General features: G+C 36.4%; 21 protein-coding genes and 2 pseudogenes. 5 read left to right on the top strand and 18 right to left on the bottom strand.

Translation table 11 applies throughout. The features are described 5' to 3' along the window. Nucleotides 1-97: 97 nt before the first annotated feature. Nucleotides 98-829, bottom strand: a complete 732-nt coding sequence (locus HWV59_RS06990) for an alpha/beta fold hydrolase (protein ID WP_175638417.1) — start codon at nucleotides 827-829, stop codon at nucleotides 98-100. A gap of 67 nt (nucleotides 830-896) precedes the next feature. Then, nucleotides 897-3118, bottom strand: a pseudogene (locus HWV59_RS06985) (MMPL family transporter). A gap of 148 nt (nucleotides 3119-3266) precedes the next feature. On the opposite strand from HWV59_RS06985, the gene HWV59_RS06980 reads away from it, so the two are divergent. Beyond that, nucleotides 3267-3872, top strand: a complete 606-nt coding sequence (locus HWV59_RS06980) for a TetR/AcrR family transcriptional regulator (RefSeq protein WP_175638416.1) — start codon at nucleotides 3267-3269, stop codon at nucleotides 3870-3872. 225 nt (nucleotides 3873-4097) lie between these two features. After that, nucleotides 4098-4550: an AraC family transcriptional regulator gene (locus HWV59_RS06975; protein WP_102232563.1), complete on the top strand. Its 453-nt coding sequence runs from the start codon at nucleotides 4098-4100 to the stop codon at nucleotides 4548-4550. A 348-nt stretch (nucleotides 4551-4898) separates the two neighbouring features. On the opposite strand, the gene HWV59_RS06970 is transcribed toward HWV59_RS06975, so the two are convergent. From HWV59_RS06970 to HWV59_RS06960, 3 genes are read right to left on the bottom strand one after another with little or no spacing between them, the layout of a single operon-like run. Continuing rightward, a complete protein-coding gene (locus tag HWV59_RS06970) occupies nucleotides 4899-5408 on the bottom strand; it encodes a GrpB family protein (RefSeq protein ID WP_175638415.1) in 510 nt (169 codons plus the stop codon). A 21-nt stretch (nucleotides 5409-5429) separates the two neighbouring features. After that, complete coding sequence (locus HWV59_RS06965; protein ID WP_175638414.1) at nucleotides 5430-5723, bottom strand: Dabb family protein; 294 nt, start codon at nucleotides 5721-5723, stop codon at nucleotides 5430-5432. Between the two features lie 12 nt (nucleotides 5724-5735). After that, nucleotides 5736-6983, bottom strand: coding sequence for a flavin-dependent oxidoreductase (locus HWV59_RS06960; protein ID WP_217708445.1), 1248 nt, complete (start codon nucleotides 6981-6983; stop codon nucleotides 5736-5738). A gap of 599 nt (nucleotides 6984-7582) precedes the next feature. On the opposite strand from HWV59_RS06960, the gene HWV59_RS06955 reads away from it, so the two are divergent. Then, nucleotides 7583-8419 (top strand): helix-turn-helix domain-containing protein, encoded by an 837-nt coding sequence (locus HWV59_RS06955; RefSeq protein WP_175638413.1) that lies wholly within the window; start codon nucleotides 7583-7585, stop codon nucleotides 8417-8419. A 355-nt stretch (nucleotides 8420-8774) separates the two neighbouring features. Here HWV59_RS06955 and HWV59_RS27510 read toward each other — a convergent pair. The 7 genes and pseudogenes from HWV59_RS27510 to HWV59_RS06920 form a co-directional block, all read right to left on the bottom strand. After that, nucleotides 8775-9596 (bottom strand): annotated as a pseudogene (locus HWV59_RS27510) (methyl-accepting chemotaxis protein). A 467-nt stretch (nucleotides 9597-10063) separates the two neighbouring features. After that, the gene (locus HWV59_RS06945; RefSeq protein WP_175638412.1) at nucleotides 10064-10519 is read right to left on the bottom strand and encodes a YfmQ family protein; all 456 of its coding nucleotides are present in this window, start codon (nucleotides 10517-10519) and stop codon (nucleotides 10064-10066) included. A 99-nt stretch (nucleotides 10520-10618) separates the two neighbouring features. Further along, nucleotides 10619-10810 (bottom strand): hypothetical protein, encoded by a 192-nt coding sequence (locus HWV59_RS06940; protein WP_102232557.1) that lies wholly within the window; start codon nucleotides 10808-10810, stop codon nucleotides 10619-10621. Nucleotides 10811-10971: 161 nt separating this feature from the next. Beyond that, complete coding sequence (pdxR, locus tag HWV59_RS06935) at nucleotides 10972-12405, bottom strand: MocR-like pyridoxine biosynthesis transcription factor PdxR (protein ID WP_175638411.1); 1434 nt, start codon at nucleotides 12403-12405, stop codon at nucleotides 10972-10974. A 209-nt stretch (nucleotides 12406-12614) separates the two neighbouring features. Further along, nucleotides 12615-14102, bottom strand: coding sequence for an L-arabinose isomerase (araA, locus tag HWV59_RS06930; protein ID WP_175638410.1), 1488 nt, complete (start codon nucleotides 14100-14102; stop codon nucleotides 12615-12617). 61 nt (nucleotides 14103-14163) lie between these two features. After that, nucleotides 14164-14856 (bottom strand): L-ribulose-5-phosphate 4-epimerase, encoded by a 693-nt coding sequence (gene araD, locus HWV59_RS06925; protein WP_175638409.1) that lies wholly within the window; start codon nucleotides 14854-14856, stop codon nucleotides 14164-14166. A gap of 238 nt (nucleotides 14857-15094) precedes the next feature. Continuing rightward, on the bottom strand, nucleotides 15095-16693 hold the full coding sequence (locus HWV59_RS06920) for a xylulokinase (protein ID WP_175638408.1): 1599 nt from the start codon (nucleotides 16691-16693) through the stop codon (nucleotides 15095-15097). A 501-nt stretch (nucleotides 16694-17194) separates the two neighbouring features. Here HWV59_RS06920 and HWV59_RS06915 point away from each other — a divergent pair. Together HWV59_RS06915 and HWV59_RS06910 are read left to right on the top strand one after the other, a co-directional pair. After that, a complete protein-coding gene (locus tag HWV59_RS06915) occupies nucleotides 17195-17494 on the top strand; it encodes an HPr family phosphocarrier protein (protein WP_235991678.1) in 300 nt (99 codons plus the stop codon). Between the two features lie 590 nt (nucleotides 17495-18084). Next, nucleotides 18085-18993 (top strand): endonuclease/exonuclease/phosphatase family protein, encoded by a 909-nt coding sequence (locus tag HWV59_RS06910; RefSeq protein WP_235991677.1) that lies wholly within the window; start codon nucleotides 18085-18087, stop codon nucleotides 18991-18993. Between the two features lie 85 nt (nucleotides 18994-19078). Here the strand turns inward: HWV59_RS06910 and HWV59_RS06905 are convergent, their stop codons facing one another. The 6 genes from HWV59_RS06905 to HWV59_RS06880 form a co-directional block, all read right to left on the bottom strand. After that, entirely contained in the window at nucleotides 19079-20755 is a 1677-nt protein-coding gene (locus HWV59_RS06905; RefSeq protein ID WP_175638407.1) for a glycoside hydrolase family 2 protein, read from the bottom strand. Nucleotides 20756-21518: 763 nt separating this feature from the next. After that, nucleotides 21519-22370, bottom strand: a complete 852-nt coding sequence (locus HWV59_RS06900; protein ID WP_175638406.1) for a MurR/RpiR family transcriptional regulator — start codon at nucleotides 22368-22370, stop codon at nucleotides 21519-21521. Between the two features lie 169 nt (nucleotides 22371-22539). Then, nucleotides 22540-22815 (bottom strand): hypothetical protein, encoded by a 276-nt coding sequence (locus tag HWV59_RS06895; protein ID WP_175638405.1) that lies wholly within the window; start codon nucleotides 22813-22815, stop codon nucleotides 22540-22542. A gap of 15 nt (nucleotides 22816-22830) precedes the next feature. After that, nucleotides 22831-24183: a TRAP transporter large permease subunit gene (locus HWV59_RS06890; RefSeq protein ID WP_175638404.1), complete on the bottom strand. Its 1353-nt coding sequence runs from the start codon at nucleotides 24181-24183 to the stop codon at nucleotides 22831-22833. Between the two features lie 83 nt (nucleotides 24184-24266). Beyond that, entirely contained in the window at nucleotides 24267-25145 is an 879-nt protein-coding gene (locus HWV59_RS06885) for a DUF1932 domain-containing protein (protein WP_175638403.1), read from the bottom strand. Between the two features lie 17 nt (nucleotides 25146-25162). Next, the gene (locus HWV59_RS06880; protein WP_175638402.1) at nucleotides 25163-25846 is read right to left on the bottom strand and encodes an RraA family protein; all 684 of its coding nucleotides are present in this window, start codon (nucleotides 25844-25846) and stop codon (nucleotides 25163-25165) included. Nucleotides 25847-25914: the final 68 nt, after the last annotated feature.

The following is a 25914-nucleotide window of genomic DNA, read 5'->3' as shown; positions in this document are numbered from 1 at the left end:
GTTCACTGCATCTTTTGATAGTTACGTTTATATTTAGTGAGAAGCTAAAAAACCCCATTTCTCAATGGGGGAGGATACTGACTGCTGATTATCATTATTATTTAATTTCGTTTATCCATTCAGAAGTAACACTTACCATTTCATCCTGTTGCTTCTTTACAGAGATAGCTGCCTCATTATCTCCTTTTTGAAAACCGTAAACACCAAATTGAGCATGATTGCCACCTTTTATTTCATGTATTGTAGCATTTCTGGACAAAAGCTCCTTTGTTTCGTTAATTTTACCTACTGTGGTTAAGCCGTCCTTTTCTGCATAGAGCGATAGGATAGGAGTCATTGTTTTTGAGAAATCATTCCCTTCACTCGTATAGGATCCTAATAGAAAAACTCCATCTACTTTTTTAGGATGATCATAAGCAAATTTCGCCGCTGCAACTCCTCCTAGCGAATGACCGCCTATTATCCATTTTTCAACTGATGGGTAGCTCTCTATTATCTTAGTAGCTTTGCTGGAATCAAGCAGTGCAAAATTAAAACGAACATTTGGTATGGCAACTAAATAACCTTTTTCCGCTAACTGTTGCCCATAGTAGCTGTATGCTTCGGGCTCTACTTTTGCACCTGGATACAACACAATCCCTAACTTAGTGGTTGAGTGCTGATTGAAGATTATCCAATCATCCTCATACTGTATTTCACTTTCATCTATAAGTGTATAAAGCTCTGAAGAGGGTTTGTAAGTTTGTTGTGACCATGTGAAAAACCCAAGAAATAACACTACCAGTAATAAAGTAATCCCAAGTAGAATGTAGGTTATTTTTCTTTTCATCCGTAGACTCACTTCCATTATTAAATGATAAAGGATGTGCAAAAACTCGGGCACATCCTTTTTTTGATTAATTCTGTTTTTCTTTTATCCCTTTCAATTTACCTGGCCAAAAAGCAAACTTTCCTAACACAGTAGTAATGGCAGGTACAAGGAATGGACGAACAATAAATGTATCTAAAAGGATACCTAAAGCTGTGATAATACCGAACTGAACCAGAACTTGAATTGGTAATGTTGCTAGAACAGCGAAGGTAGCTGCCAAAATAATACCAGCTGATGTGATCACACCACTTGTTTCACTTACCCCTTCTTTAATCGCTTGTTTTAACGGCATGTATTTTCTTTTTCTCCAAATGCTTGAGATCATGAAAATATTATAATCTTCTCCAAGAGCTACCAGGAAAACAAACGCATATAAAGGAATGGCGCCTTGTATAGCATCTACACCCATTACATTATGAATAATAAACCATCCTAATCCCAAAGCAGCACTATATGACAAAACAACGGTTCCAACCAAATATAGCATCGCAACAATGGAACGTAAGTAAGCTAAAAGAAGAATAGAGATGAAGACAATAATTAATGGAACAATGAGATCAGTGTCTTCATTACTCGTGATCATGGTGTCATATTGTGTAGCCGTTTGACCCCCGACCCATACTTTTGACTCCACAGAAGAAACAGTTGCTTGTGTTAATGCCTGTTCAGCTGCATCTCTTAACTCCGGAATAGCTTCCATCGCCTCTGAGCTATATGGATTCACATTATACGTAACATCATATACCTTTAAATTTTCATTATCGACACTATTTTGCGGTGGAGATACTGTATCAACAAGATGATGTTTCTCTAACTCTTCCTCTAAGTCTACTGTTTTTCCTTCCGTATCAATGACAATTTGAACAGGTGCTAAATCACCGGGAGAATAAGCATCAGAAATAACCTGAAACCCTTCCCGTGATGGCATATCTTCAGGGAAAGAAGATAATAAATCGTAGGTATACTTAATTTGGCTCGAGTACATTGAGAAAGCCCCAAAGAAAACTAAACAAGCGATAATAATTGCCCACGGCTTCGTTGTAACAATATTTCCTACCCAATTTCCGAAACGACTTTTTTCCTTTCGTTTACGTACCGGCTTCCCTTTCTTTTTAGCCAACTCTTCTTCCATTTCAGAAGTACGAGGAATGAACGGGTAAAAAGATGCTCTTCCCATAACAGAAAGTAAAGCTGGAATAAGCGTTAGACTTGCAATTCCCATTACAAAAATAGATAAGCTAAAAGGAATAGCAAAACGATGGTAAGCTCCATATTTGGCGACAATTAAAACAAGCAGAGCAATAACAACTGTTAATCCGCTCATCGCGATTGCACCTGAAGCTTCTTGGAATGCATGAATTAATGCTTTTCTCTTATCTTTTACTTTTCGAAGTTCATCGCGGTACTGAGAAATTAAAAATAAGCAGTAATCAGTTCCAGCTCCAAATAATAATACGGTCATGATAGCTATTGCTTGTGAATCGACCGTAATCCACTCTTTATCTGCTAAAATACCAAGAATTGGACTAAGGACCATGTAGGCAAAACCTACACCAATTAAAGGAATAATGGCTAAAATTGGAGAACGGTAAATGACAAGCAGTAAAATTAATACTAATAAAACAGTTGCGATTAATAACGTCACATCTGCCCCTTCAAAAAGGCTTGTAGCATCCACTGAAATACCTACCGGACCTGTCACACGGGTGCTTAGTTTATCTTGATCATTGATAGCTGTTGCAAAAGAATCGTAAGAAACCTGCTCTTCTACGTGCTCTTTAATCTTATCTAAATTTTTTCTAGAATACTAGTTTCAGTGTTTTCTTTAAAGAAAATCGGTTGTACGAGTGTTGTGCCATCTTCTGAAATCATTTCCTGCAAGGCAGGTATTGGCATCTCATGCAAAGGAGGTATAGAGGATTGTCCTTCTAAAGGTTTATCGGATAAATCTTTTGATATATCTTGGATAGCCTTTAGATTTTCCTCATTTAAACCTGCTTCATTATGCCATGTAAGTAACGCTGGCACTCCTGAAGAATTAGGGAATTCTTCTTTGATTAAATTGTCTGCCTTTACAGAAGGCGAATCATCACTTAAATTTGGGGCATTATTAACCTCTGTCTCGCTCACAGGCGGCCAGACAATGGTTAACACCACCGTTGCAATAATCCAGGCAGCAATGACAATCCAACGGCTTACTTTCCCAGTCATATATTGGCTGAATGTTGTTAAAGGCGACTTTTTCACATAAACTCCCTCATTTCAATGTTTGTTTGTTTTTATAAATTACATTAAAATTAATATAGAACTAAGGATAATTATATATACCGGAAGGTTAATTAATCAACTAAATTAGTTGTGGCAATTTCTTGAACTAGAAGGAGGAACGTCATGCATGACTAAGAGAACACCTGGCAGACCAAAAGTTAAAGCTGAAATGAATATAACTAGGGAGCGAATTTCAACAACAGCCGCTCACCTATTTTTGACATACGGATACGAAAGTGTTTCAATGCAACAAGTAGCTGAAGCCAGCAATGTAACAAAAGCCAGTGTTTATTACTATTTTAAAGATAAAGCAACACTATTCACTAAAGCTGTATCAAGCATGTTTCAACGTATTACAACCCGCGTAGAGGAGTTATTACAAAGTTCGAAAGGATTAAAGGAAAGATTATATGAAGTAGTGCTGGAACATTTAAAAAGACCTCATGTTGATTTTGAAACATTATTACAAGAAGCGAGTTCTTCGCTCTCAGAAGATCATATCAGTGAAATTCGTAAATCAGAACAATACATCCATCAAGCACTGGAAGGTATATTTAAACAAGCAGTGGAAAATGGAGAAATCGTTACAACAAGCCCATTGCTGCTTGCACATGCATTTTCCAACGTAACAATGATTCGAAATAAGACGGAATTAATAACAGAATTAGGAGGATATGAAAAAACAGCTCAAGCACTAGTAGAACTTTTTTGGATAGGAATAGGTCCTAAATAGATGTTACTTTATAAAACTTATTTCAATTAATTTAAAGCCTAAAGATACTAGTAATCTTTAGGCTTTTTTGCAATCTTAGTATGAAGTAATTTACTGTTTTATCTATTTTATTACCTAAGAAATAACAACATTCAAAAAGTATAAAAAATACACTGAATATTATTTTAAAGCATGTTACATTCAACCTGTACTAACCAATATGATACATGAAGGGAAGAAAAAATGATGAAATATAAGGTTGAAACACTTCCAAACTATCGTGTGGCTTACATCCGACGAGTCGGACCTTATGGGAATGGAAATAGTGAAGTGTGGGAGAAGTTAAAAATATGGGCTGGAGAAAAGAACCTTCTTAACTCATCTACTATACTACTCGCAGTGCAGCAAGATAACCCCGAAACAACACTGCCGGAAAATTGTAGATTTGACGCCTGTATTGTGATTTCAGAGGAAGATCAAATAGATGATTCAATCAGCAAAAGTGAACTTTCGGGCGGACAACACATGGTCTTTCAAGTAAAACATACAAAAGAAGATATTCAACAAGCTTATGCTGCTATTTTTCCGTTTTTACAAAACAATGGATATCAAATAGAAAACAAACCAATTTTTGAAAGATACATTGGTGATATGAATAATAACCATTATTGCGAAATATGTGTCCCTGTAAAACTATAATTTTATATACTATCATTTAAAGAAGTCATAGAAGAAAAAGTTGGTTATTTTATACTTAACTTCTTATTCTTCCGTCCATTCTATAAAATACAGAAATGCAACTTTTCTTTAGGCTGTTTTCGCAAAGAATTTTGCTTGCTTTTAAGATACTATTTTAACCTCTATAGTGGAATGGAGCGCAAGACACTCGACTCCTGCGGGAAGTGAGGAAAGGCTGAGACCCCGCAGGCGAAGCCGAGGAGGCTCAGCTTCCTCCCCGCGGAAAGCGAGTGTCTGGAGCGCAATGGAACGAACTAATTTTTACATTAACTGCATCAAAAACAACAAATTATACAAAACAACCTTTCTTCATTCCGTCCATTCCAGTGCTTTTCGTTCTATCTCTTTAACAAACTCATCCTTACCATTTATATACGATTCAATATCATAAGGAAATTGCTGAGCTAGTCTCTCTTTTAATTCACCGTAATTCTCCACTTCATAAAGATGTGACTTTAAATAATCGCGAAAAGCTAGGTGTCGTTTTATTTCATAGCTTCCAGCCTGATAGATATGAACGTGATGTGAACGATTGTCTCCGCCTTTTTGGAAATATCTCCGTCCAGGAATTCCGTTTTCACCTTTAGGATCATAGCCGATTTCCTGCATCTCGATAGTATATTTATCAACATTGTTTATATCTTTCACAACAGGCATTATATCTATTATTGGTTTTGCTTTTAACCCTGGAACAGACGTACTACCAATATGATGAATATCTACAACTTCATTCCCGAAAATATGCTTTAGTTTTTCAGATTCTTCGCTAAACAGTTGAGCCCATTTTTCATTGTATGAACACACTTCCACCTTTCGCAACTTGTCTCTCCTTCAAATCCTTCAGATTTCAAAATCTACAAATATACTGTCCTCTACTCCAATCTCTTTCAAATAAGAGACAACTTTCTGATGTGCTGGATGTGGACCGTAGTTATCTAAAGATGCTCGATCTTTAAATCGAACCGTTAATCCAACGTCAAACCCCTTACTTCTGTTTGAAAAATTCAACCCCTGCTGAATATCTACTATACCCGGAATGACTTCTTTTAGAAGAAGTGTCTTCCTAATTAATTCTTCCTTTTGTTCAATGGTTGTTTCAGCTGAAAATTTAATTAACACAATATGCTCGATCATCATAACATACTCCTATTTACTATTTAACGTCTCCCGGTCAAAACCAGCGACCTTCTTGTACATATTTGCGATATCCTCAAGTTCTTGTCTAGTAATAACATCATGTAAATAATCAAAGCCATTAGGTGCTCGATCTTCTACAATCTGCATAACAATTTCCGGACCATTCTTCCGATTTGTATAAACAATATTGGACGTTGGCTCTAATCTTACTTGTTCATACTCTTTCAACGCTTGTTCTGCATGTGGTTGTTCCATAATTGTCTGCCCTAATGCATCTGCATCAAGAATTGCTTGTGATGCACCGTTTGATCCAATCGGATACATTGGGTGTGCCGCATCTCCGAGTAAAGTGACTCTTCCAAACGTCCATTGTGGAAGAGGGTCGCGGTCTGCCATCGGAAATTCATAAACAGCATCTGTTTTTTCGATTAACTCCGGTACATTCAGCCAGCCAAAATCCCATTTAGCAAATTCTGGTGCAAATTTTTCTTTATCTATTTTTTTGTTCCAATCGGTTATAGATGGCATTTCCTCTACTGCAAGTTCCGCAATCCAATTCACAAGAGAACGTCCTTTTGCTGCTGTTTCGGGACATACAGGGTACGCCACAAATTTTTTATCCTGATACCCGGCCATAATCATTGATTTTCCCGTTAAGAAAGAAGTTGATTCTGTCATTCCACGCCATAAAATCCGACCGCTATACTTTGGTAGACCTTCATTCGGATAGTAGAATTTCCGGACAGTTGAATGAATACCATCTGCGGAAATCATAATATCCGCCTCATAAGAACCAATACGTTCACCGGTCTTTTTGTTTTCAAAAAAGGCTGTCACCTTGTCGTTTGTTTGTTCAAATGATGATAAATGGTGTCCTGTGAACACTGCATCCTCACCTAATGTATCCTTCACCGCTTGGAGCAATAGCATTTGCAATTTTCCACGATGGATTGAATATTGAGGCCAACGATAACCTGCATTTATTCCTCTATCCTCTTGCCAAATCTCTTGACCAAATTTATTAACATACATGAGTTCCGCCGTAGGAATTCCTGTCTTTTTAAGTTCCTCTGCTAAACCAAGTTCCGTAAGTACTCTTACAGCATGAGGCAGAAGATTAATTCCAACCCCAAGCGCTTTAATTGTTTCCACACTTTCAAAGACACGCACTGATACGCCAACGCGGTGAAGTTTAAGTGCAGACACAAGCCCTCCAATACCACCGCCAATAATTATTGCCGAATTGATGCTAGACAACACAATCCCCTCCATGATGTAAAAATAATTCGATAGCTGATTCTTAAATTCAGACTCTTTATAATTATTACACAAATGTTAAAATTATCAATTAAAAGATGACAGAGTAATAGTTTTTATGAGAACAACTTCAATTACGTCCTTAAAAGAGTTCTACACACCTTTTTCCGGTTGACTACTACCAAACTCCTTCTACCGTGTATATATGGGAAAGTGATTAGAGAGTAGCGGATATTTCACATAAATTTAAAAAATATTTTTAAATAATCAATCTTGGTATTTTAACACTTCTTCTTCACTATTCGAGCTAAGTCACCATATTCGGTGTCACTGCTTTATTGTAGTTTTTCTTTTTCTTTTTCTTTTTCTTTTTCTTTTTCTTGTCCACAAATCGTACGCTTTTAGTTAACGATACGTGATCATAAACATTCGTTATGCTTTAGGAGCAAGATGAAATTATATCAGTAAACCTTTTCCACTTCCTAACTTAATGTAGTTAACGACTAAAAACTATAATAATTCTGCTATATTCATAAATTAACAATGTGATATATTAAAGACAAGAAAAGGTTTACAAAGAGATTGAAGGAGGCGGAAGCATGGCAGATATTGATTCACCATCTCATTACGTTGCATACCCTAAAGCAAATGTGTTAATTGCTGGTCATTTTCTTGTGGAAGATACATATCAAACGAAAAGACCTGAAGGAATGAGTGATTGGTTGATCACCTTTACTCTTGATGGTGAAGGTTATTTTAAAACCGGTGACGAAGATATTACATGCAGTCAAGGAGATGTCACTTTATTAAAGTCAATGGCCCCTCATCAATATGGAACAAGAAAGGGAAAAACATGGCAGTTTGTCTGGGCACACTTCTCTCCAGAACTATTTGAAACCAATTATTTAGCAGATAAAGATCTTGTCAATCTACCAATAGAAAACGAATATACCCGTGACAGGATTCACCAATCATTTGAAAAGCTTATCCAAGATTATCGAGAGAGAAAGAAATATTGGTATGAATTATGTGAAATTTCTTTAAAGGAAATTCTTTTATTAGTTGCTCAAAGACAAGAGCAAACGTTAGATCCACGTATCGATGAAGTTCTTCATTTACTTTCCAAACAAATGAAAGAATCGATTAGTATTAAAGAGCTGGCTAAAGATGTTGGATTATCTCCTTCACGACTTTCACATGTGTTTAAAGAAAACGTCGGAAATTCCATCCTTGATACACTGAAACAAATGAGACTAAATCAAGCAGCTCTCTTACTTGAACATACTGATCGATCTGCCTCAGAGGTGGCTTTCGAGGTTGGGTACCAAAACTATAATCATTTTGCTATTCAATTTCGAAGTCGCTATGGAGTTGCACCGAGACATTATAAGAAATTAAAGCTGCAAAACCATGTTGTTGAAAGTCATGGTGAATAGTTCAGTTTTCCGATAAAGATAAAATATTTGGTAGGTTATTGATGAAGGAAAAAGATATGCTATTTTCGCATAATTTGTTATTTTTGATGCAGTTAAAGTTAAATATTAGTCCATTCCATTTCGCTGCAGTCCACTATAGGGTTAAAATAATGTTTTTAAAACCACAACTTTTATAAAAACAGCCAAAAGACAAGAAGCTCCAATCCTTATCTTGAAGGCAATGGAGCTTTCAAAAAGATGATCCTCGAAGGATTCAAAACTACCTTTTCTTGTCAATAATTTTATTACTTTATTACAAAGTACAAATGACGTGGATTCAGTTGAATTTCGAAATATAACCTATAAATCTACTCTATTACTTATTAGTAATTCCCTCAAATTCACTCATCGTAGTATTTATTTTATGTTGTGTTGAAATCACACTTTGCTGCGAGCTTTCTGTTACTTCACTAACCTTCATTACTTCTTTTACAATGTTATCTACGTTTTTATTCATTTTGTTAATAGTTTCATCAACACTGCCGGCTAATTTACGTACTTCTGTTGCAACTACATTAAAGCCACGTCCATGTTCTCCTGCACGCGCAGCCTCTATTGCTGCATTCAATGCCAAAATATTAGTTTGGGATGAAATGCTTCTAATTGACTTTGATAATGCACTAATTAAATCGGTCTGTTCCTTCAACGATTGAATGGCTTTTATATTCTCTAAAGAGTTATTATTAACCATTTGCCCTAAGTCAAAAGACAAGTTTTTTAATTGAGTAACGATATCAATCGTCTTATATTCTCTCTCTGTAATATCTGTAGCAATTTTTAGAACTGCATAAACTTCATTCGCTTCATTTAAAACTGGAATGTACGTTGCTTCTAACCAGAGCAAATTTCCCGCTTAATCAACTCGTTGAATCTTCGCCTGAAACTTGTTTCCGTTCCTTAAATTCTCCCATAGATCAGCATATTCTTTACTGTTCTGTAATTCAAAAGGGCAAAATTGTTTATGTTGCATATTTTTCATTTCATCAACGTGATAACCTAAAGTTTGAGCGAAATTCTCATTTACCCATATGACCTTCCCTTCAAGATTAAATTCAATCATAGCTAAGTTAGATTCTAATGCGGCTAACACATGATTTTCGTCCAATACTTGGGTGCCTGTAAATATATTTGTAACCATGTTCAATATACTTCCTTTATATGTATTTTTTGAATATTATAGGGAAATAAGGAAAAATAGACAATATATTTTTGACTTTAATAACATATTTTTAATTCATCAAAACACTTTTCGAGTCCACAAGAACAAAAGCGCAACCGCCTTGATCAGCCTAGGGCAAATAAGACGCAAATGAATAGAAGACGTTCTTTGTCTTCAATTCATTTGTGGGTTATGACCTCGAGGGGCTAGGCGCTGGCAGTCAAAATACGCGACGTCCTGTCGCACTGACTGCACTTGCACATCCTGTGCTTCGGAGCTGGCTGTCGAAGTGCTTATCCACAGTTCAAGAGTTTTATAATTTCCTGGTAAACAATAAAAAAGTACATCACAAAAATAAGTGATGTACCGATTGTTTTGAACTAAAAATTGATTATAAAAACCTCGTAAGCATTCAACATGAATTCTTTTGATCTTCTTAAAGATTATTAAAATACCGCCTTATTCAAGAGACCGATCCCAGGCGATAAAGTTTGTAGTTGATCTGATCTTACTTGATAAGCAACCACTCTATTTTTAAATTGTTTAACTACATCTACATGGTCTGTATAACAGAAAACAAATAATGTAATTGCCTTTTTCCCTTTTTTCATGTCGACAACAATTGGGGATACATTTGTCTCTGGATGTAAGAATAACTGTTCATTTCCTTGAAATACAAAATATTTTTTCAAAAATATTGCTTCATTAAAATAATCGGTAAATTTCATTTTCTCTTCAGACTTTAGATGTTTACCGTTATATGTTACTTTGACATCTTTTGAATTTAGAGTTGGATGCAGTGCAAATTTTCTTAAGATCCAATCTACAACATCAGATGGCATACAAGTTAATACAATTTTAATTGCTGCTAGTAAAAATGAAACGATAAAAGCGGATATCATTTCAACTGGTCAACTCCTTGATGATAGTCAAAACAAGATCTTCCAAAGGGGAATTTTATTAACAGTCAATTTTCCTTTTATTGTAAGATCTGTAACATCTTATTTAATAAATATATAAGCTCCAATAACTAAGATTGAAAGAATAATCACAACGGCATAAATAGACGTTAATCTACTAATATTACCTTTTGTATTTTTAGTATAGCTAACCTCTGTATCCTTTGCCGCATATATTGTTCCAATCAATGCCAATACCGCTAAAAGAATAATAATAATTACCGCAAATGCCATTTACAAATCTCCTCTTAGATTAATACATGTGCAACACTGTTATCTTTCTTTTATATAGTAACTTATGATATTTATAAGTTAACCATCCAATTATGGAATATTTATACCATCCACTTCAATTATCTGTTGGTGAATTTGGAATGGGTGGAGGATTAATGAACTTAGCGGATGCTCTTAAACGCCTCAGCAAACCGCGAAATTCCTTCTCGAATTGAGTGTTGATTCTCCCGGCCAAACGTAAAGCGAACATAGCCTTTTTCCGTTCCAAAAATACTTCCCGGAATAAACGCTACGCCTCTTTTCACCGATTCCTCGAGTAGTTGATATTCACTAATTGAATCTTTTAGTTTACACCACATATGAATTCCTCCCTTTGGGACTAGAAACTCTGTTTTGTTACCTAATAATGTAGTTAAACTATCCGTTAGCTCATCTCTTTGACGTCTTAACTCTCTTCGGAGCATCGTAATATGGGAAGCGAATTCGGTTGAACCTATAAACTCGTTGGCAACCCATTGTGGAAAAATACTATGACCAAAGTCAACTTGTTGTTTCGCGTCAGCTAGACGTGCAATAACGTTTGATGGACCAATGATCCAGCCAATTCGTAAACCTGAGGCAACAATTTTAGATAATGAGCTAATATACAAAACATTTCCGTTAAAATCCATTGATTTCAACGTTGGATTAACATAACCGTCAAAAGTCGTTAAACTGTACGGATCATCCTCAATGATAGGAATACCGTATTCGGCTGACATTTCTAACACACGCTTACGACGCTCTAGAGAAAGAACTGTTCCTGTTGGATTATGATGGTCAGGATTTAAAAAGACCATTCGAATTCGATGCTTTTTATGTAAAGATACAAGATCATCAGGATTTATCCCATTCTTATCAATCGGTAAGAGAAAGGTCCTCAGTCCGGCAGATTGAAAGATCGGGAGGGAAAAGCAATAGGACGGATCCTCAATGGCAACAGCATCTCCCGGCTTTAGAAGACATTGAACAATAAGGTGAAGGGCCTGCTGGGCACCGGATGTAATGAGGATAGAAGAAGAAGTAGCATCAATGTTTTTATACTCTTTTACATGTGTGGCAATCGTCTCCCTCAATGTAGCATTTCCTTGGGGATGATCGTAACCAAGATGGCCTGTAAAAGGCCGGTCAGACAAAATCTTTTGAAATTGTTCCGCAGGAAATAACTGTGCTGTCAGCTCACCACTGGCCAAATTAATCAAATCTTTTTTTTCTGTTTCCATCCGGATTCGTTGGACTACAGGAAGGTTAGGCAAAAAGGAACCATCCTCTACATACCTGCCCCAATTCGGAATACGCTTGTGTGATACTCCCCAAATATCTGTACTAACACGTGTTCCGCTACCTTTTCTTCTACTCACTATTCCAAGTGACTGTAACTCTTCATAAGCAGCCACTACTGTGCTGCGGTTCACCTGTAATTCCTTCGCAAGAGTTCGTTCAGAAGGTAACAAACTGTCAGGCGGAAAAATCCCTGATGAAATTCCCTGTTCAATATAGTTGGCAATCTGCTTATAAATAGGCATTTTATCTGTTCGATCCGGTTTCCATTCCATTTTCGTTAAAACCCTTTCCACAATTATCTTTATCGCTAATTATAAGGAATTATCAAATGACAGTAAAATTTGATCGTATATAGCAAGTTTTGCTTCATCTTTTTAAGAGGTTATTGTTTGTTAAGAAACAATAAAAGGGAACCGAACTATTATTTCATGAAAATAAAAAAGCAGAGGTTTCATTTTCTAAAACCTCTGCTCCTTACCTATTATCTTCTCCAGATAGCTTCATTCCATTTTAATTCATTACGGAATTGTCTTACTTTTGTATCCTTATCGATGACAACGACTTCAATTTTTGCCATATCAGCAAAGTCGTATAATTGCTCTGTCGTTACCTCAAAAGAGAATACCGTATGGTGTGCACCACCAGCATAAATCCACGCTTCTGTCGCTTCACTTAATGATGGTTCCGGCTTCCACAATACTTTCGCAACAGGTAATTTTGGTGTATCAATCGTTGGTTGTTCAGCTTTTACCTCATTGATAACAAGACGGTATCTTCCACCTAATTCGATTAGAGAAGCATTCACTGCATCTCCACCTCTACCATCAAATACTAGACGCGCAGGATCTTCTTTTCCACCGATACCTAAAGGATTAACAACAATTTTCGGTTTAGTAGCAGATACTGTCGGACAGATTTCAAGCATGTGCGAACCAAGAATCATTTCATTACCTGGCTCTAAGTGGTACGTATAATCTTCCATGAAAGAAGTTCCTTTATTGCCAGAAATAATTTTCATTAGACGTAGTAATGCAGCCGTTCTCCAGTCACCTTCACCCGCAAATCCATAGCCTTCTGCCATTAAACGTTGTGCAGCAAGTCCTGGAAGCTGCTTCATGCCATGTAAATCTTCAAAGTTTGTTGTAAATGCGCTGTAATTTCCTTTAGATAGGAATGATTTTAATCCTAACTCAATACGTCCTTGCTCAAGGATCGCATCTCTCACTGCTCCCGGCTCACTTGCTTCTGCCGGAAGTTCGTATAATTCATTATACTCTTTATAAAGTGCATCCAAGTCTTCATCCGTTACTTTGCTCATTTCTTCCACTAGATCGCCGATACCGTAATAATCAACTGTCCAGCCAAATTTAATTTGAGCTTCAACTTTATCCCCATCTGTTACTGCAACGTTTCTCATATTATCTCCGAAACGGGCTACGCGAATGTTTGGACCTTCTGTAACACCTACAGCTGTTTTCATCCAGCTAGCTAATCTTGTCGTTACATCTTTATTTTGCCAATGTCCAACGATCACTTTTCTTGATACATCCATACGAGTTCCAATAAATCCGTACTCTCTGTCACCGTGTGCTGCTTGGTTCAAGTTCATAAAGTCCATGTCGATTTCATCCCATGGGATATCACGGTTATGTTGAGTATGAAGGTGAAGCAATGGCTTTTGTAGAGCTGTTAGTCCAGCAATCCACATTTTTGCAGGTGAGAATGTGTGCATCCAAGTAATGATACCCGCACAATTTTCATTCGAATTAGCTTCTAACGCTAATTGTCTAATCTCATCTGCCGTTTTAACAACAGATTTGAATACGATATTAAAAGGAAGGTCTCCTTCTTTATTTAATCCCTCTACAACTTCCTTAGAGTTGTCAGCCACTTGGCGTAAAGGTTCTTCTCCGTATAAGTTTTGACTACCAGTAACAAACCAAAATTCATAAGGTTTAGTTTTTAACATGTGTCTTCCTCCTAAATTTATCATGATAGATTGTTATTTTCAGATAGTAATTGAGAAATGCTTATTTTTTTTGTCCATAATAGGCATTTGCACCATGTTTTCTTAAATAGTGTTTATCTAATAATGTCTGGTCCATCGGCGGGATTTCCGGGTTAATTTGATATGTGTGGAAATTCATTTTCGCCACTTCTTCTAAGACAACAGCGTTATGCACGGCTTCGCTTGGGTCTTTCCCCCAATTGAATGGAGCATGACTATGAACTAGTACACTAGGAATCTGTAAATGGTCACTATCTTTAAATGTTTCAACAATGACATTTCCAGTTTCCAACTCGTACTCACCTTGTATCTCTTCTTCTGTCATTTTTCTCGTACAAGGGACAGTACCGTAAAAATAATCCGCTTGCGTTGTACCTAGTGCATGAATCGGTTTACCTGCCTGCGCCCAGCTTGTTGCCCAAGGAGAATGCGTATGAACAATTCCTCCAATACCGGGAAAGTTTTTATAAAGAACTAGATGTGTCGGGGTATCAGATGATGGGTTTAAATCACCTTCCACAATATTCCCATCTAAATCAAGCACAACTAGATCTTCTACAGCCAACTTGTCATAAGGAACTCCACTCGGCTTAATAACGACTAACCCTTCCTCTTTATCAAAACCGCTTACATTTCCCCACGTAAACGTTACCAAACCATACTTCGGTAAAGCCAAATTTGCCTCCAACACTTGCTTCTTCAAACTTTCTAACATAAGCTGTTTAGCACTCCTTTCAACCAACCATTATCTTGTACGCATAAACTTGTATTCTATGACTAAATCATATCGCAATTTGTACGTACAATCAATAAAGATTTTTAAAAAGATCTGTATCTATCTAAAATTTTTATACGTACTCCTGTATTAGGAGTACGTGTATAATTAGGCCAGTAGAAATATTTTTATAACACAACAGGAAAAAGCTATTCCTGTCGTGCTGAATATTCATTTTTTATTGAAGGTTTTCTACTGCTGCTCTTTCGATGACAAGCCCGTCCTTATAACGTTCCATAAATTGTTCAAAGCCTTCTACATCTTTTGGATCTGGATATACTTTCTTCACTGTTTGACCAACAAATACGTGATCATTTAAAAACTCTTCCAAGGATTCATTTTCCTTTTTGTTTATCATATAAGATCCAAGCAGAGCCATTCCCCAAGCTCCACCCTCACCTGCGGTTTCCATAACGGAAACAGGAACATTAAAAGCAGCTGCCAAGATACTTTGTCCTACACCTTCTGTTTTAAACAAACCGCCATGACCTAAAACTTCATCCAATTTGACATTCTCTTCCTTAAGTAAAATATCCATACCAATTTTCATGGCACCGAATGCTGTAAATAAATTTACGCGCATGAAATTAGCAAGATTAAACTGACTTCCTGTTGAACGAACAAACAATGGACGACCTTCTTCAAAATGAGTCATATGCTCACCTGAAAGATAGCCATAAGATAATAGGCCGCCTCCATCCGGATCTCCTTGAAGGGCTTGCTTAAATAAGGTTTCATACAATTTATTGCTATCTGCCTCAATACCCATTGCTTGTAAAAAGTCTCTAAATAATCCTACCCATGCATTTAAGTCAGAAGAACAGTTGTTTGAGTGAGCCATCGCTACTAGATTACCTGTAGGTGTTGTCACAAGATCAATTTCAGAATGAACCTTAGACAAATCTTTTTCCAGTACAACCATGGCAAACGCTGATGTCCCTGCTGAAACATTTCCAGTACGTTTCGCTACACTGTTTGTGGCAACCATACCAGTTCCCGCATCACCTTCCGGAGGACAAAGCGGAATACCTGCCTGCAGCTCTCCAGTAACATCCAGAAGTTTCGCTCCTTCTTCTGTCAGTACGCCGGCGTTTTCCCCTGCTAATAAAACGTTAGGCAGAATATCTTCCAGTTTCCATGGTAAATTCTTACCTGCATTCAATTCATTAAATTGAGCAATCATTGTTTGATTATAGTTTTTTGTGTTTAAATCAATCGGAAACACGCCTGATGCTTCTCCAACTCCTAAAACCTTCTGTCCGGTCAATTTCCAATGAACATAACCAGCCAAAGTTGTCAGAAATTGAATGTCACTAACATGTTCTTCCTTGTTTAAAATCGCTTGATGTAAATGAGCAATACTCCATCGTTGAGGAATTTGATAGTTAAACAACTCTGTTAATTCTTTTGAAGCATCTCCGGTAATATTGTTACGCCACGTACGGAATGGCACTAATAGTTCTTCATTTTTATCGAAAGCCATATAGCCGTGCATCATCGCACTAAAACCAATTGCACCAATTGTTTGTAAAGTGACTCCATACCGCTCCTTCACATCATTAGCCATCTTTTGAAAGCTGTCTTGAACACCCTTCCACACTTCCTCTAAACTATATGTCCAAATATTATTTACATAGCTATTTTCCCAATCATGGCTGCCAGATGCGATTGGTGCATTATTTTCGCCAATAAGAACGGCTTTAATTCGGGTTGATCCAAGTTCTATACCAAGTACTGTTTTACCACTTTGAATTGCATTTTTTATATCAACACTCATTCAATCTTCCTCCAATAGATTCAAAATTTAATAGCTCACTATAGTAATCGCTTACATAATCCTAACTTTTTAACATTACATTTACCAATAATTGCTGTTTTTTGATATAATTGGCTTATCACCAGGAACTAACGGAGCAAGCCTTAATTTTTCTTAAACTATCATCCATAAAACTTTATACTTTCTGGTAGTAAAATAAAAACAAACCATCTTGTTCGTATATATTTGAAATTACATCTCTATAATACTACAATTTGTACGTACAATCAATATCAAATTGGTTTGCCTTGTGACAGTCTTCTTTCCCTCCACATATTTAATTTCTCTTAATTCAAGTCATTCCTATAAATGTTTATTAAAGTATCGAATACATAGAATAAAAAAAAAGAAATAACTATACTACTAATGGTAAAAGTTAATTTTTATTGCATTTTCACAGCTCAAATAGTTAATGGTATACTTAACCTTAAATATCGACCTTTTTCAAGGAGGAAATGAATAATGGATTTTAATAAAAGAGCGTCCAATGCATCGAAGTTGGCAAGTGCTGTACAATCTGGGACAATTAATGTGAAAGAAATGGCTTCTATTGTAAACACTGCAAACAACTTTAAGTCAAGTATTGTTTTGCATGCAGAAGGCAAAATTATTGATGTGAAGAGTTTTCTTGGCTTAACTGTATCTTTAATGTCTAATTCTACTCAGTATAAATTAGAAATTCACGGTGATGATGAAGAAGCAGCAAAAGAAGCAATGATAAATGCTTTTAATGAATATGGAATTAAGGTTGAAATTAATTAATCTGCACTTTGATTTGAAAGGAAAGGAGTTTATTCTCCTTTCCTTTTTATATATCTTTACTATTCAGTTTGGTTTTACTAGAAGATTGGTTAATATTTGGGCTGTTTTCGTATGGATTGTTGCTTATAATACTGTTTTTTTACTCTATAGTGGAATGGAGCGGAAGACACTCGACTCCTGCGGGAAGTGAGGAGGCTCAGCTTCCTCCCCGCGGAAAGCGAGTGACTGCAGCGAAATGAAACGAACTAATTTTCAACTTTATCAAAACATTTTGCACTGAGTAAGCGATTTAACAACATAGTAACTATAGTAAATTGGATATAAAATTAACTACATCCCCTTGATAGAAAAGTAATATTTATTAGAAATAATTTTAAAATATAAATTTCAATAGGTAGTACATCGCAGAAATATTTACAAATTTCTAAAATTACCCAGACCAATTTTCTCATTTATTCCTCTTAAACCCTTGATATGACTTACTTCTCCTCTTTAAAACAGCCTTCATGAATAATAAACCTGTCTTTAATAAAGTGTTTACATTGTATCGTTATACTTTTTGTGTACTACATAACAAGGAGGAGATCTAGTTGAAAAAAGTTTTAAACCCTGTTTTATGCTTGGCAATGGTCACAATGTTGGTTTTTAGTACCTTTGCAGCAACACCAAATGTATTGGCTTCTGAAAAATCAGGAAAAGCCACTGAGGTAGATTTAAAGGTTATGACTTATAATTTAAGATATTTAAATAATAATGATCCATCACCTCATACTTGGGCAGAAAGAGTTCCGGCTATTAAAAAACTCATCCGCAAGGAACAACCTGATATTTTCGGTACTCAGGAAGTTTTATATCAACAACTAAAAGATCTTGAAACGAATTTGAAAAATTATAACTGGGTTGGCTTAGGTCGAGAGGGAGGAAGCAAAGGCGAATACTCCGCTATCTTCTATAATGAAAAGCAATTTTCTCCTATAGAATACGATCACTTCTGGCTGTCAGATACACCGGATGTAATTGGATCCAAGTCTTGGGGTAACAATATTCCTCGTATGGTAACGTGGGCAAAATTCCTTGATAAAAAGAGCAAGCAAAGCTTTTATGTTGTGAATACTCATTTCGATCATCAATCTGCAACTGCTAGAGAAAAGAGTGCTGAATTAATTATTGAGAAGATAAAAGAATTTGATGCAGAACTTCCGATTGTTTTAACAGGCGATTTTAATACAAGCCCTGATAGTGTTCCACACCAAACACTAACAAGTGAAGAGGCATTTGTTGATTTATTTAATACTGCTGAAGTTAGAATCAATGAAAACCTCGGAACCTTTAATGGATTCAATGATGTGACTGGTGGTGGACCTGATAGACGAATTGATTGGGTTCTTGCGAAAGGAAACGTATTTACACATAAAATTGAAATCTTAAATGATTATAAAAACGGACAATTCCCTAGTGATCATTACCCGGTCATGGCTGATGTAACTTTTTCATACTAATACCCACTTAAGAGGGCTCAATCCCCTTTTTCAAATAAGGATTGAGCCTCTTTTCCTTTGAAGCAATTTTATACATTTACACTAACTACTTCTGATGAGAATGGAATATTTCCTTCACCTTATGATAAGCAAGCTTTTCTCTTCGATAACGATCTACTAATCCCTTATTATTCTGCGATTTTGGTCTTCCATGAAACCAGCCCTTGTCTACCCTGCAATCTGCATACTGCCAGATGATCACTCCACTTAAATCCTCATCGGATAAAATGGAAGTTATTTGTTCATCTAAAGCATACTCCTGATATTCTTCCGTCCACTTCTCCTGATTATTACTTCTATGACCATAGATTGCACCCGCCCCTATTTCACTAATCAGTAATGGCTTACCTGCTCCACCAGTACGATTAACGAAATTTTTAAGAGTGCTCAAACAATCTTTTACTGGTGTATCATGGTACCAGTACGGATAGATATTAAAAGATACAATATCAACCAAATCCAGGCACAAATCTGAGCCTATATGAGCTTCAAGGCTGGCGAAGGATACCGGACGACTTGGATCCAGACTCTTTATAAGCTCAAACTGCTTAGCATAGCATGATCTTCCAAACTCTGTGTTGCTCACACATTCATTTAAAATCCCCCATACATAGATAGATGGATGGTTAATATGGTTTTCAATCATTTCCTTTATACAATCCAAACTTTGTTTTTCAAAGTTTTTGTGTCTCATCTGTTTTTCATTTAATCCTCTAGCATGAGACTCTTCCCATACTAGTATCCCGTTTTCATCACATAAATCCAGGAAACGTTCATCATTAGGATAATGGCTGGTACGAATGCAATTTGCACCTAATGATTTAATCAGTTCGATATCACGATACATGGCTTCAATGGGAATCGCACATCCAAATTCCGCATAGTCTTCATGACGGTTCACCCCTTTAATGATAACTTTTTCATCATTAAACAAAATATCTTTTCCGTCGACTTTTATTTCCCGAAAGCCTACTCTGTCAATGATATCGTCCACTACTTTATCATTGTACAAAAGCTTAGTGTCCATTATATACAATTTAGGATCTTCCAATGTATATGTAATTGCCAATGGAAATTCAAAGGTCTTCTCCAATAGTGTTTTAGCATTAGGCTGAAGGACTTTGTCAGAAAAGGAAACCTCCTCATCTCCGATCTTAATGTTCAGAGTTACATTCTGTTGCTCATTGGACAGATTTCTTACCGTGGAACTGATGGATCCATACCATTTCCCATTTTCCCGATATGGAATAAAGTGAACATTTTCAATAAACATTTCACCAATCTCTTCCATGACAACTGGGCGCGTAATTCCACCGTATGAATAATAATCATTGCTCACATGCAGAGCGGATTCCTCGTGAAACGAATTATCTACCTTAACCTCCAACAGATGCTCACCATATGGTATATCCTCTACTAATACGCTAAATTCTGTATAGGCATTATAATGGTATCCCACCTGTTTCTTATCCAAGTAGACATGTGCCGTGTGGCTGACTCCTTTGAATACTAAACGGGCATTACCGCCAAAGGTTACTTTTTTAGAATAAACCGCTTTTCCTTTGTAAGACGAAAGCCTAGGATTGCTTTCCCAGCAACCTGGAACAAGCATTTTGAATTTCTCCTGTTTTTCATTATCTGAATTTAAGGTATGAAAATCCCAGACAGGATCAAGTGAAATTTCTTTACGTATAATGTGATTTTGAAATAATCTCGTATTCATAAATTTCCTCCATAAGATTAGTTATCTACAATTATAGAAAACTTATATAAATATGGAATGCAAGAGAGTAAGCACTTCATGTCAAATAGTAACATTCGATAATACACATAAATACAACTGGTATAATAGTTTAACAGGTGTATGTCTAAAAGTTGGGTTTTATATTTACAAATAGATAGTGGGTATGCCCGGGAAAGTCCATTTAAGAATGACGAATGGAAATGAGTATTTAAGTAGGTGTTCCTACTTTCTGAGGAAAATTAAATTTTATTAAGTTCAGAGTTTGCCTTATCGGTTGGGGGAAAAGGGAAAGTACCTGAGTTGAAAAAATAGACGGAAAAATTCCCCTTATGTAGTATATTATTATTAAAAAAAGCATAAATAGACGGAGAGATTCCGCCTATTGACTCGAGAAATGCGAAAAAGGGAGATTTTGCTTTGCATAATCGGAAAACCTCCCCTTATTTATCCCGAAACGAGCTCCATCCTGCATATACCCGGAAAATCTCCGCTTATTTTCCTTTTGCTGATTACTCGATTCAGGACAAGACATCCTCATAATAGTAAGTGAGACTTTTTATAAATAAGTGTTTTGTATTCCTAATAAAGAAACTCGCCATTTCATCTATGTCGAGTTTTCCCTTTTTATACACCAATAACAATGGCAATTCCACTGTCATATCTGCACGTATTTTAAGAAAAGCACACCAAACAGAATCCTTTGTTTTTAGGTGTCTGCCCCTTTTCGCTAAAAATATCGCGATTAATTCAAGGAATGATAATTCATGCCTGTCAAAATTGAATTTACTTTATCAAGTCGCTCTGTTGTTCTTTCCGGATTATTTATTGCAATGGCACTTATTAGATAATCTGCAACAAACATAGAAGAGACCGCAGAATTATGGAAAGCAATACTACTGGAATTACATGGAAGAATCAAATTAGAATGTTCGACAAGTGGTGAGGAATAACTATCAGTAATCGAAATAACCTGCATACCGTTACCTTTTGCTGATTTTGCAAAGTCTATAATCCTTCTTGCATAACGCGGAAAACTTATCGCAATAAGTAAATCTTTAGAAGTCATATTTACCACACTATCGACCCAATCACTTACATCCGCTACAACAAGATGTGTATTTCCTAAAAGGCGGTTCAGTCCATGTGTTAAATACTGAGCAACTGGAAGTCCGCTCCGAACGCTCGTACAAATAATTCTTTCTGCCGAATTAATTAGATCTAGTGTTTTCTCAAGTGATTCAGGTGTAATCGTATCCAACGTATCTTGAATATTATTAATTTGTTTCTCCGCATAACGACTCCACAAGTTATTTTCACTAATCCCTTTTATATTAGCTTCTAATCTAGTCTGCGGTGCGGCTTGATTTCTTAAAATTTCCTGGAGACCTTTTTGAAATTCTGTATATCCTGAATAACCAATATTGAATGATAAACGCATAATAGTAGTTGTACTCGTCCCCACTACACCAGCTAATTGATCAATCGTTAAAAATGCTACATCAAGTGGATGTTTAATGATATAATCAGCTACTTTACGTTGAGATTCTGTTAATTCTGATATTCTCTTTTGTAATTTTACTATCGGATTTTCCATTTTTCTCTCTCCATACAAGAATTTGTTGTATATTTTCCACCTTTTCTTTATAAAGGAATAATATCATTTTTCATTTTTTTTGTAAAAAATGCTAAAGAGAATTAATGGAATTCAAAATTCAGGTACAAAAAAAGACAGACCCCATAAAAAAGTCTGCCTTCCCTTCTATTTATTGAACACTTCTCATTTCTCCATTTTCTTCTTGAGAAGTGGCTATGTGCTCTTCTGCTATGTTTTCCTTTGGAAAATACCCTAGAATATAACCAATTACTCCCGCCATGGCACTCAATATAAAGGTAGGATTCGCAAATATATCCCACGTTTTTATAACGAGATCTCCATTTTGGAAAATCAATCCGGCTAATTGACCAAAGACTAAACATGTACCACCAAGTAAGAACAAGATGAGGCAAAATTTGAATAAAAAGATTAATATATTTTTCACTATCTCTCTCCTCCTTTACACCGGTAGCGGTAGAATGCCCATTGCAATCAAGTAGCCGATTAACAAGATTGGAATTACGTAATACATAATTAGTGGCATAAATGTTTTTTCAGGTTGTGCACCAGCAAGTGATGCTGCTATAAAAATCGATCCAGATGCTGGTGGTGACGCCCCTTCTGTAGAAGCAAATACAAGAATAGCTACTACTGCTAATAGTGGATCAACCCCGGCAGAGACCATCGCCGCAAACGCAACCATACCAATTGCAGTCAACGTTGCTGTCGAAGATAATGGCCCTGCAACAAGTGCCACAAGTAACGCAATGATTAATACCATTAACCATTTAGAAATAGATATAGATTCCATTAATGATGTTAAATCTTCCGCAAGACCTAATTCTGTCAAAACTTGACTTGACGCATAGGCAAAAACAAGTAATGCACCAATTGTTGAAAACCGAGGAATCGCATTGTTAAGAAACTTCATCCAATCAGGCTTTGTTTTTGGCAGCTTTGTCCATCCTACTAATGAACTGATCATAATGATCAAAATAGGAATCCACGTTATAAGAGAAATGCTATCTAAAGCATCTGCACCGATAGCTGGATTATTCTCAAAACCTTCTGCTAAAGGACCAATTGTCATTACAATTGGAATGATTGCACCGAAAAAGATCAATGTTGACTTCCACCCTGTACGTAACGATTCTTTGAGTGGTTGAATAAATTCAGGAGAAATCGCTTTAATATTATCCCGTTTAACAAAGTACATGATTAAAAAGATTCGATAAACAATCTGATAGACACCCGCAATGAATAAACCAACATATAAATCTCCTTCAGCTACTACTGCACCTATAGGAGCAAACCCCAACATGATGAACATTGAAGCACTTGGAGGAAGTGCTGCACCAAGTCCTCCATTCCCCGCAACAACCGTTGCCGACAGTTCTCGACTAAACTTCGATTGAACCATCCATGGAGCAGTTATGGAACCCGTTGTTGCTGTATTCCCTGAATTCGATCCTGCAAGCGTTCCCATAACTCCAGATGCAATTGTGTCAACATATGCAGCTCCTCCGGGAAGACGTCCTAAAAGCGAGTTTAAAATCTTTACCAGGCTGTTAATAATAGCCGTGTGGTCAATAACATAGGCCATAAAGACAAAGGCAACTGAAGCATAAAGAACATCATTTGTTCCTGCAAATACAAGTCCATTCCACATTAAATCAAGCGCATTTGCTCCCCCGAATAATGAAGTAGCGATAAATCCCGCTAACATCGCTTCAGCAATATTTCTTTTTAAGACAAGATTCCAACATACTATAATTCCAATAAATAGGATTAATGCCCAAATTCCGATCCCCATACCAACACCTCACATGAAGTATATTTTACAAAAGGTAACAGCATAATTACACTTAATCAGCTGTCACCATTGTGTTTTTCTAGTCAACTTACTACTTTACAAGCTTCAATGACTTGCTGCCAATGCTCTGGTTTTTCCCCTTTAAATTTCTCTCTTAAATTGAAATCAGCTAATCTTTCTAGTTTAACCTTCGCCGCCTGAGACATTATTGAATCAACGTTAGCTGTATCCAACATATCAATCGTTCCACCAAGTTCAACTGATCGTCTTAGAGCATGAATGGAAGTACCTGTTACAAGTCTGTTCATCGTTTCTTCAAAAGAACGACCATTCATTGTTTCACTAATTGAATCAATGACAAGCTTCTCCACGTTAAATTCATGGGCCGCCTCAAGAAGCTCAAGGTATAAAGCGGCAATACCTTTCATATGAATACTTCTTATTAACTTTACTGCGGTAGCTTCACCCGGAGTATTACTTACCTTTGTCATATTCATTTCATAATTTTTCATTAAATCCAGGAAAATATCTGTGCCATCTCCGCTAGCTAGAATTGGAACTTGATGTTTGTACACAGGTAAAGGTCCCATCATTGCTGCATCTACAAATTTCCCGCCTTTTTCATTAACATTTAATGCTATCTCTTTCTTTATATCAGGTCCTGATGCTGACACATCTATATAGATAAGTTCGTTTTTAATGTATGGTTTAAGTTGTTTGCTAACATCAAGCGCTTTATCTGCCGGTACAGCAACGATAACTGCATCTACTTCTCCTAAAACTAATTCAGGAAATTCAACCAATGTTGCATTTGCTTCGTTAGCCCGCTTTAAAATTAAAGAACTAAACTCCTCTACATTCCAAAGTGGATCATATGCAGTAACCATTAAACTTTCATATTTTTTTAATCCTGAAGCTATCTCAAAAGCTGCTTCTCCAAAACCGATAAACCCCAAATTCATTTTGTTTCCCCTCTCAATCAATATCCATATTGTTTCATTTTATCTGCTAACCAACCCGGTGCTATACTCTTTCCATCCAGATTCTCTTGCTTACTCTTCTCTATAAAGCTATTAATCGTTTGTAAACGCTTTTCTTCATACACTAACTTATCTTCAGCCTTTCTAAGTACTTCCTCAATTTTGTCCTTAGGAACAACTGTAACTCCATCTTCGTCTCCTACTATTAAATCTCCAGGGTGTACAGAAACGCCAGCACATGATATCGGGATATTAATAGCTCCCGGGCCGTCTTTAAATGGTCCATTAGGAATGAAGCCTTTCGCAAAAATCGGCAGACCAATTTCACCTAGCATTTCTTTATCTCTGACAAGTCCATCAACAATGATTCCTTCTAGACCATTTGCTTTGGCTGCTGCAGCCATTAACTCACCGAGATAAGCATTTTCAGTGTGACCTTTACCATCAACGACAAGGACATACCCTTTACCACCACAGTAAATCCCCTGATGTAAAAACAAATTATCACCAGCTCTTAAATCAACTGTTAAAGCTGTCCCTACAACCTTCATCCCTGCAGCTACAGGCTTCACTCTATAATCCATTGCCCCAGTACAACCGAGTGCATCTGTAAGAACGGTTGTGTTTAATTTTTTTGCACGTTCTATTACTTCTTTAGATAGTAGCTCAGCATTATTACTCACTATAAGACACCCTTTACAAAATGATTTTCATGATAATCGCGAATCATCTACTTTATTGATAACGATTA

The organism is Metabacillus schmidteae, assembly GCF_903166545.1.
GTDB classification, from domain to species: Bacteria; Bacillota; Bacilli; order Bacillales; family Bacillaceae; genus Metabacillus; species Metabacillus schmidteae.
The sequence above is the reverse complement of the archived record's forward strand: the minus strand, read 5'-3'. Positions and strand labels throughout refer to the sequence as shown.

Coding starts and splice junctions, on each gene's coding strand:
- HWV59_RS06990 (WP_175638417.1), bottom strand. CDS start 829: ATGAAAAGAAAAATAACCTACATTCTACTTGGGATTACTTTATTACTG.
- HWV59_RS06980 (WP_175638416.1), top strand. CDS start 3,267: ATGACTAAGAGAACACCTGGCAGACCAAAAGTTAAAGCTGAAATGAAT.
- HWV59_RS06975 (WP_102232563.1), top strand. CDS start 4,098: ATGAAATATAAGGTTGAAACACTTCCAAACTATCGTGTGGCTTACATC.
- HWV59_RS06965 (WP_175638414.1), bottom strand. CDS start 5,723: ATGATCGAGCATATTGTGTTAATTAAATTTTCAGCTGAAACAACCATT.
- HWV59_RS06955 (WP_175638413.1), top strand. CDS start 7,583: ATGGCAGATATTGATTCACCATCTCATTACGTTGCATACCCTAAAGCA.
- HWV59_RS06945 (WP_175638412.1), bottom strand. CDS start 10,519: ATGATATCCGCTTTTATCGTTTCATTTTTACTAGCAGCAATTAAAATT.
- HWV59_RS06940 (WP_102232557.1), bottom strand. CDS start 10,810: ATGGCATTTGCGGTAATTATTATTATTCTTTTAGCGGTATTGGCATTG.
- pdxR (WP_175638411.1), bottom strand. CDS start 12,405: ATGGAATGGAAACCGGATCGAACAGATAAAATGCCTATTTATAAGCAG.
- araA (WP_175638410.1), bottom strand. CDS start 14,102: ATGTTAAAAACTAAACCTTATGAATTTTGGTTTGTTACTGGTAGTCAA.
- araD (WP_175638409.1), bottom strand. CDS start 14,856: ATGTTAGAAAGTTTGAAGAAGCAAGTGTTGGAGGCAAATTTGGCTTTA.
- HWV59_RS06920 (WP_175638408.1), bottom strand. CDS start 16,693: ATGAGTGTTGATATAAAAAATGCAATTCAAAGTGGTAAAACAGTACTT.
- HWV59_RS06915 (WP_235991678.1), top strand. CDS start 17,195: ATGGATTTTAATAAAAGAGCGTCCAATGCATCGAAGTTGGCAAGTGCT.
- HWV59_RS06905 (WP_175638407.1), bottom strand. CDS start 20,755: ATGAATACGAGATTATTTCAAAATCACATTATACGTAAAGAAATTTCA.
- HWV59_RS06900 (WP_175638406.1), bottom strand. CDS start 22,370: ATGGAAAATCCGATAGTAAAATTACAAAAGAGAATATCAGAATTAACA.
- HWV59_RS06890 (WP_175638404.1), bottom strand. CDS start 24,183: ATGGGGATCGGAATTTGGGCATTAATCCTATTTATTGGAATTATAGTA.
- HWV59_RS06885 (WP_175638403.1), bottom strand. CDS start 25,145: ATGAATTTGGGGTTTATCGGTTTTGGAGAAGCAGCTTTTGAGATAGCT.